This is a genomic window from Butyricicoccus pullicaecorum DSM 23266 (assembly GCF_900167005.1).
GTDB lineage: Bacteria > Bacillota > Clostridia > Oscillospirales > Butyricicoccaceae > Butyricicoccus > Butyricicoccus pullicaecorum.
In genome coordinates this window covers 647,983-663,361 of record NZ_FUXW01000001.1, presented here as the reverse complement: position 1 = coordinate 663,361, position 15,379 = coordinate 647,983, and the positions used below count along the sequence as shown (strand labels likewise).

Annotated in this window: 11 protein-coding genes; 7 read left to right on the top strand and 4 right to left on the bottom strand. The window is 54.9% G+C overall.

The window, feature by feature from the left end; genetic code table 11:
* Positions 1-52 precede the first annotated feature (52 nt).
* Both B5D52_RS03335 and B5D52_RS03330 read left to right on the top strand, forming a co-directional pair.
* Entirely contained in the window at positions 53-598 is a 546-nt protein-coding gene (locus B5D52_RS03335) for a chromate transporter (protein WP_016147353.1), read from the top strand.
* Positions 595-1,149, top strand: a complete 555-nt coding sequence (locus tag B5D52_RS03330; RefSeq protein WP_016147354.1) for a chromate transporter — start codon at positions 595-597, stop codon at positions 1,147-1,149. Before B5D52_RS03335 ends, B5D52_RS03330 begins: the two co-directional genes overlap by 4 nt.
* 135 nt (positions 1,150-1,284) lie before the next feature.
* Here B5D52_RS03330 and B5D52_RS03325 read toward each other — a convergent pair whose 3' ends face one another.
* From B5D52_RS03325 to B5D52_RS03315, 3 genes are all read right to left on the bottom strand, one after another.
* Entirely contained in the window at positions 1,285-4,548 is a 3,264-nt protein-coding gene (locus B5D52_RS03325) for an AAA family ATPase (RefSeq protein WP_016147355.1), read from the bottom strand.
* Positions 4,545-5,666 (bottom strand): exonuclease SbcCD subunit D, encoded by a 1,122-nt coding sequence (locus tag B5D52_RS03320; RefSeq protein WP_016147356.1) that lies wholly within the window; start codon positions 5,664-5,666, stop codon positions 4,545-4,547. The genes B5D52_RS03325 and B5D52_RS03320 overlap by 4 nt, the downstream gene beginning before the upstream one ends.
* A gap of 153 nt (positions 5,667-5,819) precedes the next feature.
* On the bottom strand, positions 5,820-6,812 hold the full coding sequence (locus B5D52_RS03315) for a LacI family DNA-binding transcriptional regulator (protein ID WP_078689114.1): 993 nt from the start codon (positions 6,810-6,812) through the stop codon (positions 5,820-5,822).
* A 393-nt stretch (positions 6,813-7,205) separates the two neighbouring features.
* Between B5D52_RS03315 and rbsD the strand changes: the two genes are divergently transcribed.
* From rbsD to B5D52_RS03290, 5 genes are read left to right on the top strand one after another with little or no spacing between them, the layout of a single operon-like run.
* A complete protein-coding gene (gene rbsD, locus B5D52_RS03310; RefSeq protein ID WP_016147358.1) occupies positions 7,206-7,613 on the top strand; it encodes a D-ribose pyranase in 408 nt (135 codons plus the stop codon).
* A 26-nt stretch (positions 7,614-7,639) separates the two neighbouring features.
* Positions 7,640-9,115: a sugar ABC transporter ATP-binding protein gene (locus B5D52_RS03305; RefSeq protein WP_413814336.1), complete on the top strand. Its 1,476-nt coding sequence runs from the start codon at positions 7,640-7,642 to the stop codon at positions 9,113-9,115.
* Positions 9,112-10,095 carry an ABC transporter permease gene (locus B5D52_RS03300; protein WP_016147360.1) on the top strand — a complete coding sequence of 328 codons (984 nt, stop codon included), beginning with the start codon at positions 9,112-9,114 and terminating at the stop codon, positions 10,093-10,095. The genes B5D52_RS03305 and B5D52_RS03300 overlap by 4 nt, the downstream gene beginning before the upstream one ends.
* 16 nt (positions 10,096-10,111) lie before the next feature.
* Positions 10,112-11,035 carry a substrate-binding domain-containing protein gene (locus B5D52_RS03295; RefSeq protein WP_016147361.1) on the top strand — a complete coding sequence of 308 codons (924 nt, stop codon included), beginning with the start codon at positions 10,112-10,114 and terminating at the stop codon, positions 11,033-11,035.
* 10 nt (positions 11,036-11,045) lie between these two features.
* Entirely contained in the window at positions 11,046-11,933 is an 888-nt protein-coding gene (locus B5D52_RS03290) for a ribokinase (RefSeq protein WP_016147362.1), read from the top strand.
* 86 nt (positions 11,934-12,019) lie between these two features.
* Here B5D52_RS03290 and B5D52_RS03285 read toward each other — a convergent pair whose 3' ends face one another.
* Positions 12,020-15,373, bottom strand: coding sequence for a hemoblobin-interacting domain-containing protein (locus B5D52_RS03285; protein ID WP_016147363.1), 3,354 nt, complete (start codon positions 15,371-15,373; stop codon positions 12,020-12,022).
* Positions 15,374-15,379: the final 6 nt, after the last annotated feature.

Sequence of the window (15,379 nt, the reverse complement as noted above, 5' to 3'; positions counted from 1 at the left end):
TATTATAGCAGACCACAGGCTGTATGCACATAAAAAATAAGGAGGACACAAGATGAAAGATTTATGGAAGCTGTACCGGGTGTTTTTCAGCATCGGGATTTGTACCTTTGGCGGCGGCTACGCCATGCTGTCGCTGCTCCAGCGCGTGATCGTGGAGAAATACCACTGGGCGAGCGAAGAGGAACTGATGGATTATTACGCCATCGGTCAGTGCACCCCCGGTATCATCGCGCTCAACACCTCGACCTTTATCGGCTACAAATACAAAAAATTACCCGGCGCCATCGTAGCGACACTCGGATTTCTCAGTCCCTCGCTCATCATTATCGTGCTCATCGCGGCATTTCTGCAAAATTATGCCTCGTTTCCTCTGGTCAAGCATGCATTTGCCGGGGTTCGGATTTGCGTCTGCGCACTCATTCTCGATGCCGTGCTCAAGCTGGGTAAAAAATCCATCACCGACAAAATCGGCATTGCCATCTTCCTCATTATCGGTGCGCTGGCCGTTTTCACTAACGTGTCCACCATCGCGCTGGTCGTTGTGTCCGGCATTGCAGGTTATGTCATCTACTATGTAAGGGGGCGTAAGCAGGCATGATTTTATTGCAGCTCATGTTCGAATTCTGTAAAACCGGACTGTTTGCCGTGGGCGGCGGTCTGGCGACCCTGCCCTTTCTGTACGAAATGGCCGAAAAAACCGGCTGGTTCACCAATCAGGATATTCTGAACCTGATCGCGATTTCGGAGTCCACTCCGGGTGCAATCGGTATCAATATGTCCACTTATGTCGGTTTTCTGACCTCGGGTGTCCCCGGTGCAATCTGTGCGACGCTCGCGCTGGCCGCGCCCTCGGTCGTCATTATCGTGCTCATCGCCAAGTGCATGGAGCAGTTTAAAAACTCCCCCATCGTCTCGGCCATCTTCCACGGCTTGCGCCCGGCTTCCACCGGTCTGATCGTCGCTGCCGGTCTGAGCGTTGCACAGATGGCATTTTTAAAGAGCGACGCAGGTACAAACATCCTGTCCGCCATCAATCTCCCTGCCATCGGGCTGGCCGTCGTTCTCTTCGTCCTGCTCCGCAAATTCAAACTGCATCCTATCGCCTACATCGGAGCCGCTGCCGTGATTGGCTGCATTTTCCAGCTGTAAGCAAAAAACACACACAAACAAAAACCACCCGATTGGGTGGTTTTTTTGTCCAGAATTGCTCACTGTGTCCGCTTTCGAAGAAGCGAATAAGTAACGAACTGCAACACTTATTCCCTATTCTCTATTACTTCTTCCTTATTCCTCGGTGCGGATAGATACCCGACTGCCGCCGCCCATCTTGTCCTTGGTCACGACCACCTGACGGGTGATTCTGGCTTTCAGTTCGGGTACATGGGAGATAATACCGACCAGGCGCTGCCCGTCCTCGCTCAGATCTTGCAGCGCGGCAAGTGCCTGCTGCAAAGCGTCCTCACTGAGCGTGCCAAAGCCCTCGTCAACAAACATGGTGTCCAGCTTGATGCCGCCCGCCGACTCCTGAATCTCGTCTGAAAGACCGAGTGCAAGCGACAGCGAGGCCATGAATGCCTCGCCGCCCGACAGAGATGCGACATCTCGGCTGGTGCCGTTGTAGTGATCGATGACATTCATGTCCAAACCGCTCTGACTGCGCAGGTTGCCTGCTTCCTGTCTACGCACCAGCTCATACTGTCCATCAGACATCACTCGGAATCGAATATTGGCGCGCTCGACTACCCGGTCAAAGTAAGTCACCTGTGCGTAGGTTTCCAGCATGATCTTTTCCTTGCCGGTCACCTCGCCGTTGGCGGTATTGGCCAGACTGCGCACCATTTTGAGCTTTTCCTCGAGTGCAGACTGATCCTGTCCGATCTGCCGCAGCTGGGCGAGGTTATCCTGATTGACCGCCAATGCCGCGGCAAGTTCCTCATTTTCCGTCTGCAACCGCACCTTTCCCTGCTCGATTTTCTCGTATTCCGCTGTGATTTTTTCGCGGACAATTTCCGGCGCGGACGCAATCTGCCCGGACAACGTCTGAATCTGTCCATCGGTCTTGCTGATTTCCTGCTGCTTTTGTGTCAGTCGGTCCTGTGCCTCAGCCAGCGCGCGCTCGATGGTCTGCTTCTCCTGTTCCATCTGCGCAATCGCACGCTCTGCCGTCTGCGAATCGGGATAGCGCAATCCCTGACGCAGCGCGGCAAGCTGGGCCTGTCGCTCAGCAAGCGCCGTTGTTCTGGATGCCTGCTCGACCTTGCCTGCGCCGATCTCCTGCTCCAACGTGCGGCATGCCTGCTCACGCTGCGGAATCTCAGTCTCAAGCTGCTGTTTTCGCTCGCACTCTACGTGTTTTCTCTTCATGACCTGTCGGCACTGTTCCGCACGCTGATTGACCAGCGCAGTCTGTTCGGTCAGCCGCTCGGACAGCGCTTCCATTGGGCAGCCGTCCAGCAATTTTTCTGCCAGTTCGCGCACACCCTCCTGCGCAGTGTGCAGGCGCTCATTGCCCGACGTGACCTCGTCTCTTCTGTCTTGCAGCTGCTTTTGCAGCGCTTGCTGCCGGGTCTCCTGCGCCTGAATCTGCTCAGTCAATGCATCTCGGCGCTTTGCCGCCTCTTCTGCCTGCCGTACGGCCTGTTTGGCCTCTAAAAGCTCGGTTTCAAGCGTATTTTGTGCCGCGGTCAGGCACTCTTCCAGTGCATCGAATGATTTTCCGTCCAGCAATTCCTGTGACAGAGCTTGCAGCTCCTCCTTGGCACGGTCGACCGTCGCCCGCACAGCGGACGCTGCCGCACTGGCCTCCCGCTCGGCAGTGAGTGCACATTCCGCCTGCTGTTTGGCCTGCTCGAGTTCCTGCTCACTCGGCACTTCATCCGCTAAACTTGCAAGATGTGGGTGCGTGGTCGCACCACACACCGGACACGGCATTCCCTCCGCCAAGTCTTTGGCGAGCAATCCCGCCTGTCCGCTCAAAAATGCACGATTCAGTGCGTCAAACGCATGCTGTTTTTGCTCATAAGTGTCCCGTTTGCATACAAAATTCTGCTGTGCGATGTGCAGTTTGTCCAGCAAAGCGATATAATCCTGGTGTTTGCGGCCAATCTGGTCGAGTTCAGCTTGTCTGCGCTGCAAGTGCTCCAGTGCACCCTGCCCTCTGACCAGCCGTTCCCCGGCATCCTGCACTTCGGCCAGCGCAGTGCGGTCACGCATTAGGCGCTCAGTCAACGCATCCCACGCCTGCTGTGCCTGCGCAAGCTGCTGCTCTGCCTGCTCAGTCTGTTTTTCAAGCGCTTGGCATCCGTTCCACTTTTCCTGCAAGGTGCGCAGGCTGTCCAGCCGCTGGGCAATCTGCTCACGCTCGTGCTCGAGCTGCTGCCACTCGGTCTGCACATTTTTGAGCGCATCTACCTGTTTTTTGAGTGTTTCCAATGTCTGACTGTCGGTTTCCAGCGTCTTTTGCTTGCCTTCCAGCGTCTTTTGATCGGCTTGCAGCGCCTTCTGCTCTCGCGCAAGCTGTTCTGCGCGTGCGTCGATCTCCGCGTAGCGCGGCAGCTGTTCCTGCTCCAACGCAATCTGCTTGCCGAGCGCCTCAGCCTTGGGCATCTCGCCCTGTGCCTGTCGAACGCGTTCACCCAAAGCTTCCAGCTGCTGTGCCCCCTGCATTTTCTGCTCTTTTAGGTGCGCAAGTTCACGATTCCACTGCGCAATCTGCTCGGCTTTTTCGATGAGCGCTTCCAGCTCGCGCAGGCGCTTATCCAAAATGTCCATCTGTTCCTTGCGCCCCTGCTGCTTGTCTGAATCGGACTGGATGATCTGTCCCAGCAGCTCTATGGTCTGGCTCAGACTGCGCTGCTCTGCCCGGACGGCCTCCCACTCGAGCGCCATCGGGTGATCTTCCGCACAGCGCACACTGCGCACGCACTGTTTGACCGCATTTTCTACGTTCCGATACTGGTCTGCCAGCTCTTTTGCGCGCTTGGACAGTAAGCCTTGCAGCTGCTGGTAACGCTCGGTTTGGAAGATATAGCGAAAAATCTCCCGGCGCTTGTCGGTCTTGGCTTGCAGCAATTCGCGGAAATCGCCCTGCGCAATCATAGCAATCTGTGTGAATTGCTCGTAATCCAGTCCCAAAATCGCCTGAATCTCATCGTTTACCTGCTTAATGCGCGTCAGTACCCGACCATCCGGCATGGTCAACTCAACACCGGCATTCTCCTGCGTCATTTTATCCCCACGCAGTGCGCGGCGCTCGTAAGTCGGGTTGCGGCGAATGGTGTACTGCTGGTCGCGGTAGCAAAATACCAATTCCACATAGGTCGGCGTCTTGGGGTCGGCGTACTTGGAACGCAGCATGGTTGCATTGCGGTTGCGTCCGCTGGTCTCGCCGTACAGTGCAAAGGTGATCGCATCAAACAGCGTGGTCTTGCCCGCGCCGGTGTCGCCGGTAATCAGGTACAGACCGTTTTGCCCCAGCTTGTCCAGCTCCAATTCCGATTTTCCCGCATATGGCCCAAATGCCGACATGGTCAGCTTGATCGGTCTCATTGCTCTCCCTCCCAAATCTCCGCGATGAGCTCACGCATGTACGCGCGCTGCTCGTCGTTCATGGACTGTCCGTTCTGCGCCTCATACAGTTCCTCAAACAGGTCGATCGGCTGCGCCAGCGGCGCGCGTGCGCCCAACACCGAAGTCTGACTGCGCGTGCGCGTGTTGTCGTAGGCCATGTGCATGAGGTTGGGATACAGGGCACGCAGGCGGTTCATCGCATTTGGGACATCCTGTTCATCGGTCAGAATGATCTCGCAGTAGTCCTCGCATACCTCCTGCCGTGCCATCAGATCTTCAAACGTTCCACAGAACTGGCAGACATCCCGTTTGGGCTGCAAGGGAATGAGCTGTACGTTCACCGTACCCTTTTCGCCCAAGTCAACCAGCGTGACGCTCTTGTTCTGGTTGCGCTCGGAAATGGAATATTTGAGCGGTGAACCGGCATAGCGGATGCCATCGCCGCCCGCGCGCTGTGCACCGTGCAGATGGCCGAGGGCGACATAGTCAAAGGGAGAAAATACGCTCGCATCCACCGCGTCCAGTCCACCGATGGCCAACTCTTCCGAGCCGCTCAGCGCCGCACCGGTGACAAACTGGTGAACAACCGCCACGTTTCTGCGGTTTGTGTCCAGTTTCAAACTGTCTACCACCGTGCGCATGGCATCGGTATAATCCTCGATCTTGGCATCCGGGAAAAAGGGACGCACATGCACCGGTTTGAGGAATGGGATCAGGTAAAATGCGACCTCTCCCGCCGCGTCATTCAGCACGATGGGCTGTACCTCACCCTGATAGACCGGCGAGACGTGAATGCCGCTGGCCTCCATCAGCTGATTGCCAAATGCGACGCGCTCGGCGGAATCGTGGTTGCCGCTGATGAGAAAGACGTCCAGCTTGCGTTTGGACAGCTGCACCAGAAAGTGATCGAACAGGCTGACTGCTTCCTCAGGCGGAATGGTACGGTCGTACACATCCCCGGCGATCACAACCGCCTGCGGCGTATAGGTATCGATGATGGTCAAAATCTGTGACAGGATATATTTCTGATCGTCCAGCATGGAAAATCCATTCACCCGCTTGCCCAGATGCAGGTCGGCCAGATGCAAAAGACGCATAAAAATCCCTTCTTTCCAGGAAAATTTCCAGCAGAGTGCAGAAAAATTGCGCTCCGCGATTTGTTTCTATCCCTATCATAGCAAATCGCCCGGTCTCCTGTAAAGTCACAGGCGGGTATAAAAAACAGGACAGCATGCTGTCCTGTTTTCATGTCACAAAAGTTTTTTCATACAAGTGGTCTCGCGCTCGATGAGGTGAACCGGGAACACAAACTGCTTGCCCCGCTTTTCCAGTCCTTCTGGGTCGCAGATAATCGAGATGGCCTTGCGCCCCATCTCCTCAATCGGCTGATGAATGGTGGTCAGCTCGGGGGAAATCAGCGAAGACAGATGCACGTCATCAAAACCGATGAGCTGAATCTGCTCGGGCACCGAAATATTGCGCTTGTGCAAAATCTTGTAAATCGAGATCGCAACGATGTCGTTGCAGGCAATGATGCCGTCTACATCGGGATAGGAGCTCAGCAGCTCCTCGGTGACTGCCATTCCGGCGTGAAAATCGTAGTCGCACTCGATGGAATGCTGCTCGATGCCGTTGTCCTCGCAAAAATCGACATATCCCTGATAACGTGCCTGCGCGGTGAACAGCTGCTGCGGTCCCTTGATGCACACGATCTTGCGGCAGCCGCATTTGTGCAGGTGCTCGGCAGCCATCATGCCGCCCTGATAATAATTGCAGTAGATATAGGCGTTGACATCCTTCGTCCGAAACAGGGAGTCCAGGATAACGACCGGAATCTCACACTGGGACAGCTCGTGCTGCAATTCGCTGTTGTTGGACGCGATGATGATGCCGTCCGCGTTGGCCGAAATCAACATCTGAATCGCCGAGCGCTCCCGGTCGAGATCGTGCTCGACATTGCACAACAGGATGCGAAATCCCAGCTCTTTCGCCGCCCGGTCGATCACGTCGGCCATCTGGGTAAAATACGGGTTCTGAATACTCGGGATGATGAATCCGATGGTCTTGCTGGACTTTTTAAACAGCGTGCGCGCCACCTCATTGGGCACAAAATCGGTCTCACTGATCGCCCGCAGTACCTTTTCTCTTTTTTCCTCTGTCACGTTTGCCGTCCCGTTCATCACACGGGACACGGTTGCAGGCGATACGCCCGCAAGCTTAGCCACGTCACGAATGCTGGCCATATCACACCTCGCCATGAAATAACTCTTACACTAGCATTATAGCATCGGAATACAGGCACAACAAGGACAACTTTCTGTACATTTTCACGCAAAAGACCGTTCTCCGCGAAGGCTCTGCCCGGCTCATGCTCCCTCCCGCCTCTCCTGCGCAAAACATCTGGTTTATTGACAGTATCGCTTGGTTTTTTGTTAATTTTTTAACCTTTTTTGTCCGAAATCTCCTTGTCTAAAATTGCCAATAACCACCTTGCCAATCTGGCGGAAACGTAGAAATGTAAATCAACCTGTTGACTTTTTATCGGGTCAAGCGTATGATGAACTCACTTGAAACGGGTTTCAAAGAAACTTTTACGGCGTATTTAAATCTCACAGGGAAAAGGAGAGATCACAAACATGAAAAGAAACGGCATTCTCAACAGCGATGTTTCCCGTGTTCTGTCGTACATGGGTCACACCGACCAAATCGCGATCGGCGACTGCGGCCTGCCCATTCCCGACAGCACCGAGCGCATCGACCTCGCACTCGCATTCGGAGAACCGCCCTTCCTCCGCGTGCTCGAGCTTGTCTTACAGGACATGAAGGTGGAAAAGATCATCCTCGCCGAGGAAATCACCGACCAGAACCCCGACATGCTCGCAAAAATCCAGGCTCTTTTCAAGGGACAGAAGGTTGACGTTGAGTTTGTGCCCCACACTGCGTTCAAGGCAAAGACCGCGGACTGCAAGGCTGTCATCCGCACCGGCGAGACCACGCCCTACGCCAACATCATTTTACAGTCGGGCTGCATTTTTGCCGATTGAAAGAGAGGGATACCATGCATATCGAAATGAAGGGGATCAACAAGGCATTCACCTCCAATCAGGTGCTGAAAAACGCCGGTTTCTTCCTCAAAGATGGCGAAGTTCACGCCCTGATGGGCGAAAACGGTGCAGGTAAATCCACCCTGATGAAGATCCTGACCGGTGTTTACCAATATGACAGCGGCACCATTCTGGTCGACGGCAAGGAGGTTCGCTACAAGAACCCGCAGGAAGCTGAAAAGGCTGGTATCGTGTTCATCTATCAGGAACTCAACGTCCTGTTCGATCTGACGGTTGAGGAAAACCTGTTCATGGGCAAGGAGATTGCCAACAAGTTCGGTGTCTGCGACCGCAAGGCCATGCGCAAGAAGGCACAGGAAATCATGGACAAGATGGGCGTACACATCCCGGTCGGCGCGGTCATGTCCGAGCTGAGTGTCGGTCAGCAGCAGATGGTCGAAATCTGCAAGGCACTGATGGTCGATGCCAAGGTGCTCATCATGGACGAACCGACCGCAGCACTCACCCAGAGCGAGACCGAAGTGCTCTTTGAGGTCATGAAGTCGCTCAAGGCCAAGGGCGTATCCATCGTGTACATCTCGCACCGCATGGAGGAAATCTTTGCACTGTGCGACCGCATCACCATCCTGCGCGACGGTGAGTACATCGACACCCGCTACATCAAAGACATCACGATGGACGATGTCGTTCAAATGATGATCGGCCGCACCATCGGCGAGCGCTTCCCGCAGCGTCACCTGACCATCGGTGGTGAAGTGCTCCGCGTGGAAAACCTGTCTCACAAATCGCTCTTCCACGGCGTTAATTTCTCGGTACACGCCGGTGAGGTACTGGGCGTCAGCGGTCTGATGGGTGCCGGACGCACCGAGATCATGCAGGCCATCTTCGGCAATCTGCCGGTTATGGAAGGTAAAATCTTCATCGACGGTGCCGAGGTCAAGATTCACAACACCCGCGACGCCATTCATGCGGGCATCGGTTTCATCACCGAGGACCGCAAGACCGAAGGACTGCTGCTCGACAAGAGCATCGCGCAGAACATCGAGCTTGCAAACCTCGACCGAGTGTCCAATCGCGGTGTGATCTCGAACGCCAAGCGCAATACACTGGTCAAGCAGGGTATCGAAGAGTTCCGCATCCGCTGCTTCAACGCCGATCAGGAATGCGGCAGCCTCAGCGGCGGCAACCAGCAAAAGGTCGTTATCGCAAAGTGGGTGTACAAGCAGCCCAAAATCCTCATTCTCGACGAGCCCACCCGCGGCGTGGATATCGGTGCAAAGAAAGAGATTTACAACATCATAAACCAGCTCGCGGCGCAGGGTGTGGCCATTATTCTGGTCTCCTCCGAGCTGCCCGAGGTGCTGGGTATGAGCGACCGCATCATGGTCGTATGCGAGGGACGCGTCACGGGCATCGTGAACGCGGCCGAAGCCGATCAGGCAAAGATTATGACATTAGCGACTGGGGGTAACATCGCATGAATCAGAAAAGTAAAAAATTAAACGCCATCGTTGGCGAATATGGCGCGTTTATTGCACTGGCGGCACTTGTGATCATTTTAAGCCTCATCAGCGCCGAGTTCCGTCAACCCAGCAACCTCTTGAACCTGCTCCGTCAGGCATCGTTTAACGGACTGATCGCGGTCGGTATGACCTGCGTCATCCTGTCCGACGGCATCGATCTGTCGGTCGGCTCAACCTTCGCACTCAGCGCGGTCGTCTGTGCCGAGCTGCTCATGGCCGGCTTCCCCGCTTTTGCCGCCATCATCATCGCACTCATCGTCGGCACGCTGCTCGGTGCAATCAGCGGTCTGCTGGTCACCAAGGGCAGATTGCAGCCGTTCATCGCAACCCTCATTACCATGACCGCTTACCGTGGTCTTGCCATGATCATCACCGACGGCAAGCCGATTTCCCGTCTGGCTGCCAACATCAGCAGCGAAAGCGGTGCATTCCTGTTCAAGCTCATCGGTAAGGGCAACATCGCTTCCAGCTTCAACCCCGACCTCAAGATCCCGATTCCGGCGATCATTCTGGTTCTGGTCTTCGCGATCTTCTATTTCATCCTCAATCGCACCTGCTTTGGCCGCCGCATCTACGCAACCGGCAGCAATGAAAAATGTGCAACGCTGGTCGGTGTCAATACCACTCGCGTGCGAATTATGGTATACTCTATTTCGGGATTCCTCGCCGCATTGGCAGGCCTCATCATGATCTCTCGTGTCGACTCCGCACAGCCGACGCTGGGTGACGGCTATGAACTGGATGCAATCGCAGCGGTTGCTCTGGGCGGCACCAGCATGAGCGGCGGCCGCGGTAAGATCATCGGCACGGTTGCCGGTGTCCTGATTATCGCAGTGCTCAACAACGGTCTGAATATTCTGGAAGTCACGTCGTACTATCAGGATGTCATCAAGGCGATCGTCATTCTGGTGGCCGTACTGTCCGACAGCAAGAGATGAGAAGAGGGATTTACCAATGAAAAAATTTATTGCGTTCGTATTAAGTGCACTGACCGTGTTCACCATGAGCGGCTGTATGGTCACCATTGACGGTGAAGGCTCGGGCTCTTCGGCCAGTGAAAAGAGCGGTGCGATCGGTCTTTCGATCTCCACCCAGAACAACCCGTTCTTTGTCACCCTGGCTGAGGGCGCGGAAAAGGCTGCACAGGATCTTGGCGTTTCGCTGACCGTCGTAGACGCAGGCGATGACGTCACCAAGCAGGTCAGCGACATTGAAGACCTGGTTTCCAAGAACATCAGCGTGCTGATCGTCAACCCGGTCGACTCGGATGCAGTTACCGGTGCTGTGCAGGCTGCTATGGATCAGGGCGTCAAGGTCATCTCGGTCGACCGTGCGGTCAACGGCGTTGACATCGACTGCCAGATCGCGTCCGACAACGTCGCCGGCGCTGAACTCGCAACCCAGTACATCGTCGATACCCTGGGCGAGGGCATCGAGGTCGCGGAGCTCCAGGGCACCCCGGGTGCATCGGCTGCCATCGACCGCGGCGAAGGCTTCCACAACATCGCAGATGAAAAGCTGAACGTCGTGGCCAGCCAGACCGCAAACTTCGACCGCACCGAGGGTATGACGGTCATGGAGAACATGCTCCAGTCCAACGGCAACATCAAGGCGGTCTTTGCGGCAAATGATGAGATGGCACTGGGTGCTGTCGAGGCTGTTGCAGGCGCCGGCAAGGACATTCTGGTGGTCGGCTTCGACGCAACCGATGACGCGATCGCTGCCATCAAGGCCGGACGCATGGGCGCTACCATCGCACAGCAGCCCGATCTGATCGGTCAGACCGCTGTCGAGAACGCAGTCAAGCTCATTAACGGCGAGACCATCGAAAAATCCATTCCCGTCGAGGTAACTCTGATTACCAAGGACAACGCATAAGGAGTGTCTTATGAAAGTACTCAACATCGGTTCCATGAACCTCGATCATGTGTACACGGTCGATCATATCGTCGAACCCGGTGAAACCCAGTCCTCCACCCAATTACAGCTGTTTTTGGGTGGAAAGGGTATGAACCAGTCGGTCGCACTGGCAAAAGCTGGTGTGGAAGTCTATCAGGGCGGTATGATCGGTGAGGACGGCAGCGTATTTCTCGACGCCTGCCGAGAGTACGGCATTCATGCCGACTACATCCGCACGGTCGATGCACGCACCGGCCATGCCATCATCCAGATCGACAAAAACGCTCAAAACTGCATTCTGCTCTACGGCGGTGCCAATCAGGCACTGACCGAGGCCTATGTTGATGAAGTCATCAGCCAGTTTGACTCGGGTGATATCCTGCTGCTGCAAAACGAGGTCAATCTGCTGCCCTACATCGTCGACCGCGGTCATGCTCAGGGCATGAAGATCGTACTCAACCCCTCCCCCTTCGACGACAAGCTCAAAGCGGTTGATATGACCAAGATTTCCCTGTTCCTGCTCAATGAGATCGAAGGCTACCAGCTGACCGGCTGCCGCGAGCCCGACGCGATCATTGACAGCATCCGGGAGCGCTTCCCGCACGCAGCCGTCGTGCTGACGCTGGGTTCGGACGGTGCGGTCTACGCCGACCAGTCCTGCAAGCATTTCCAGCCCATCTTCCCGATCAAGGCTGTGGACACCACCGCAGCCGGCGACACCTTTACCGGCTATTTCATCGCCGGTCTTGCACAGGGCATGGAAATCCCCGACATCCTGCGCATGAGCGCAAAGGCTTCTTCCATCGCGGTATCTCGTGCCGGTGCGGTCCCCTCCATTCCCTATCGGAATGAAGTGATCGCATCGCTTGAAGCATAAAATTTCCCCTACTACTCCAAAAAAGACGACTGACCTCGCGGTCAGCCGTCTTTTTTATATTGGGAAGTAATCCTATGATATGTGCGTTAGTTTACGACCTCGATTTTAAGATCAGAGGTCATGCGCAGCGTCAGCGTATCCTTACCGCTGGTCAGAACAATGGTGTTGTCCTTTCCGTCCTGGAACGCTTTGGCACCCAGATAAATCGTTCGTTTTTTCGGATATACATTATATTCGGTGTCATGGTAAACGTCGCTTGCATACTCTGTCGAAGTATACGAGGTCTCGTTGACCTGTACGCCAGTCACCGTGCGCAGCCACTCTGCTACTTTCTCATTGGAGAACGCCTTATAATTCAGCTTATAATATCCGTACTTCTTTTCCACTGTCGGCATCTGCGTATGTGCATCAAATGCTGCCACCGTTGCTGCTACCGTCGAACTTTCTTCTTCCTGTACCAACTCGACCTTCAGACTGCCATTCATACGCAGCTTGATCGTTCCCTTGCCATCGGTCAGAACAATGGTGTTGTCCTTTCCGTCCTGGAACGCTTTGGCACCCAGATAAATCGTTCGTTTTTTCGGATATACATTATATTCGGTGTCATGGTAAACGTCGCTTGCATACTCTGTCGAAGTATACGAGGTCTCGTTGACCTGTACGCCAGTCACCGTGCGCAGCCACTCTGCTACTTTCTCATTGGAGAACGCCTTATAATTCAGCTTATAATATCCGTACTTCTTTTCCACTGTCGGCATCTGCGCACGTGCGTCAAAGTCGTCGCTCGGTGCTTCCTCGGATACCGTAACCGTAAAGGTCAGGGGCTTGAATCCACCGACCTGCGCGATGGTCACCGTGTTCTTTCCGGTCTGGAAGCCGTCCGCGGTCAGCTCCAACAGTCCATCCTGCACCGCAAAACTCTGCTTGCCCGACAGAATATCCCGGTACTGGTACGTCTGGGTACTATCACCGTGCTGCACGGTCACCTTGGTATATGCGCCGATTGCATTCAGATAATCCTGTGCGTCACCGTTTAAGTGAATGCGGTAATGATCGGGCTTTGCCGTATCGGTCACACGCTGTGCACTATCAAATGCCGGCGCTTCCTTGCCCTCAGGCATGGTCTCCTCCCGCGTCATCACGGCATAGCCGCTGGCCGCATCTACCAGCATACGCACTGGTGCATAGCCTTCCAGCGTAATCAGAATCTCGTTCTGTTCCTTGCTGAACGCGCTCGGGCTGAGATAGAGTACGGGCTGGTTTTCCGTTCTGACATTCCAGCAAAACATATTGTCACGCAGGGTGTCCGACTCGGTCTGTTCCAGATATCGGGTTCCGTTGACCGCAATCTGATACTTTTTCAGTCTCCATTTGCCGTTTTCCTCGTTCAGCGTCAGCTGATAGGTTCCTTCCGGTGCAGTGCGCGTACCGCTGACCTTAGAAATACCCAGCGCGGGCAATTCACCGCTCAGTTCCACCTTGGTCGAACGCATGCCGTAATACTTGGCAGTCACCTGAACGGTGTAAGTTCCGTTTTGTGTAAACGCACCCGGCAGAATGCCAATCGTCGTGTTGTCGTTGACCGTGTACCAGTCGTTGCTGGAATCGCCGCCCTGATCCTTGGTCAGCAGCTGGGTCGTCACACCCTTGGGATCGATGATCTCAACCTTTTGCAGGTGCTTCATAAAGTCACCCTGGGTGTTTGTGAGTCGGACAAAGACCGCCTCATCATGTCCAAATGTCGGCTTCTTGGCTTCCAGCTGAACATTCTGTTCCAGATTCTTACCATAAACGATATTAAGGTAGGTTCTGCGGTAGCCATCGGCATCCAGCGTAATGCGCTTGGGACCAAAATCGAAGTCCGCCAGCGAGCGACCATAAACGGTCAGGCGATTGTCGTCGATCTTGTAGTCTCTGCCCTCTTCCAGACGCGGGAACTGATGACCATCGACCATAATCCCCGTGATTGCCTTGAGATAGGTCGAATCGTCGCACGACAGAATCATATCTTCTCCTTCGGGGACGAGCTGGTCAGGTCGTTTCTGTCCCTTTGTGTCGATCAATTCCATGTTCGGTGCCAGTTTACCCAGATAAACGCCGCCCATCTGGGTTTCACCAAGCAGACCGTCTTCCAGCACTTCCTTGATGGCATACGGATTGCCGCCGCTGAGTTTTCCGTGCTTTGCATACTCCTCAAAAGTCAGATACTCGCCGTTTTTCTTGGCACGCTGCACGGCATCCATATAATCCATCCAGTCGTATCCATGCCGTCTGTCTGCATCATACACTGCATCCCACTTATTCTTCATCAGAAAACTCCAGCGTCTGTTGATGCTGTTGCTCTCCGGCGTGCGCAGTCCCAGCTTGCCGAGAATCTGCGCATTGCTCAGCAGGTCTTCATTAAAAATAATGTTTGCCGGCATGACCATGCTGCCTTCACCGCCGCTGCCGCTGCCACCGCCCGTCGCGCGGCTGACTGCGTCAACACGCACCGGCTTGGGCTTGGGCTTTGCTGTAGGCGTTCGGTCTACGGTGTATCCCGGAATGGGCTGTCCCTTTTCCATCTCGAACGTGCACGACATATCCTTAAAACCGGTCGAATGCACGGTCAGGGTATAGGTGCCGAGCTGTGTAAACAGCGCTTCCTTCTCATTATCATTATATAATACAAACAGATTGCCGATCAGATACCAGTCCTTAATGATGGTCAGTGGCTTGGTCGTGCCGTCCGGGTAGCTCAGCTCGGCAGCGTAGGCCGGCATAAGCACGCCATAGGTCATATCGGACACATCAAAAAACGCCTTGGGCTCGGTCGTCCAGACCGGGTCAAGCTGCGGGGTGATAGTCGGCGCCTTGTCGTTTACGACATGAATGGGAATCAGTGCGGTTTCCTTGCCCTCGGCACGAACGCGCACGTAATACCGTCCATTGGAATAAAAATTGGTCTGTCCGAGCGGGATGGTCAGTTTGGCAACCGTATGCTGTCCGTCGTCCGATTTGACACCGATCTCAAACGAGCAGCCCAGCGCAGCATTGACCGTGCGCTTGTTTTCATCGAACGATACCAGCTGCACGCTGCTGCTGTCATCAGTGCGGATGGCATCGACCCATGCCCGGTCGCGCTCGCTCTCGTAGCTGAGCTGGATCTCGACCTGTCCGCTGACCCCGTATCCACCGCCGCCGGTCTCGGAAATCACGGCATCGGGTGCGAAATACGCCGGAATACCGCTGTCCTGCTGGTCACCCGGCAGGGCAAACGTGGTTTTCTCCGGTGTGACACGAATGCTTCCGTTTTTATCGTAATTGGTCAGATGGTAGTCCCAGACGTACAGCGAATCATGACCCATAAGATCAGCCGGCGCGGCCATAGCCGACGTACTGACGACCGACAGGACCAGCGCCATAGATGCCGCTGCACGACCGAATTTTTTGCAATTCATGCGTTT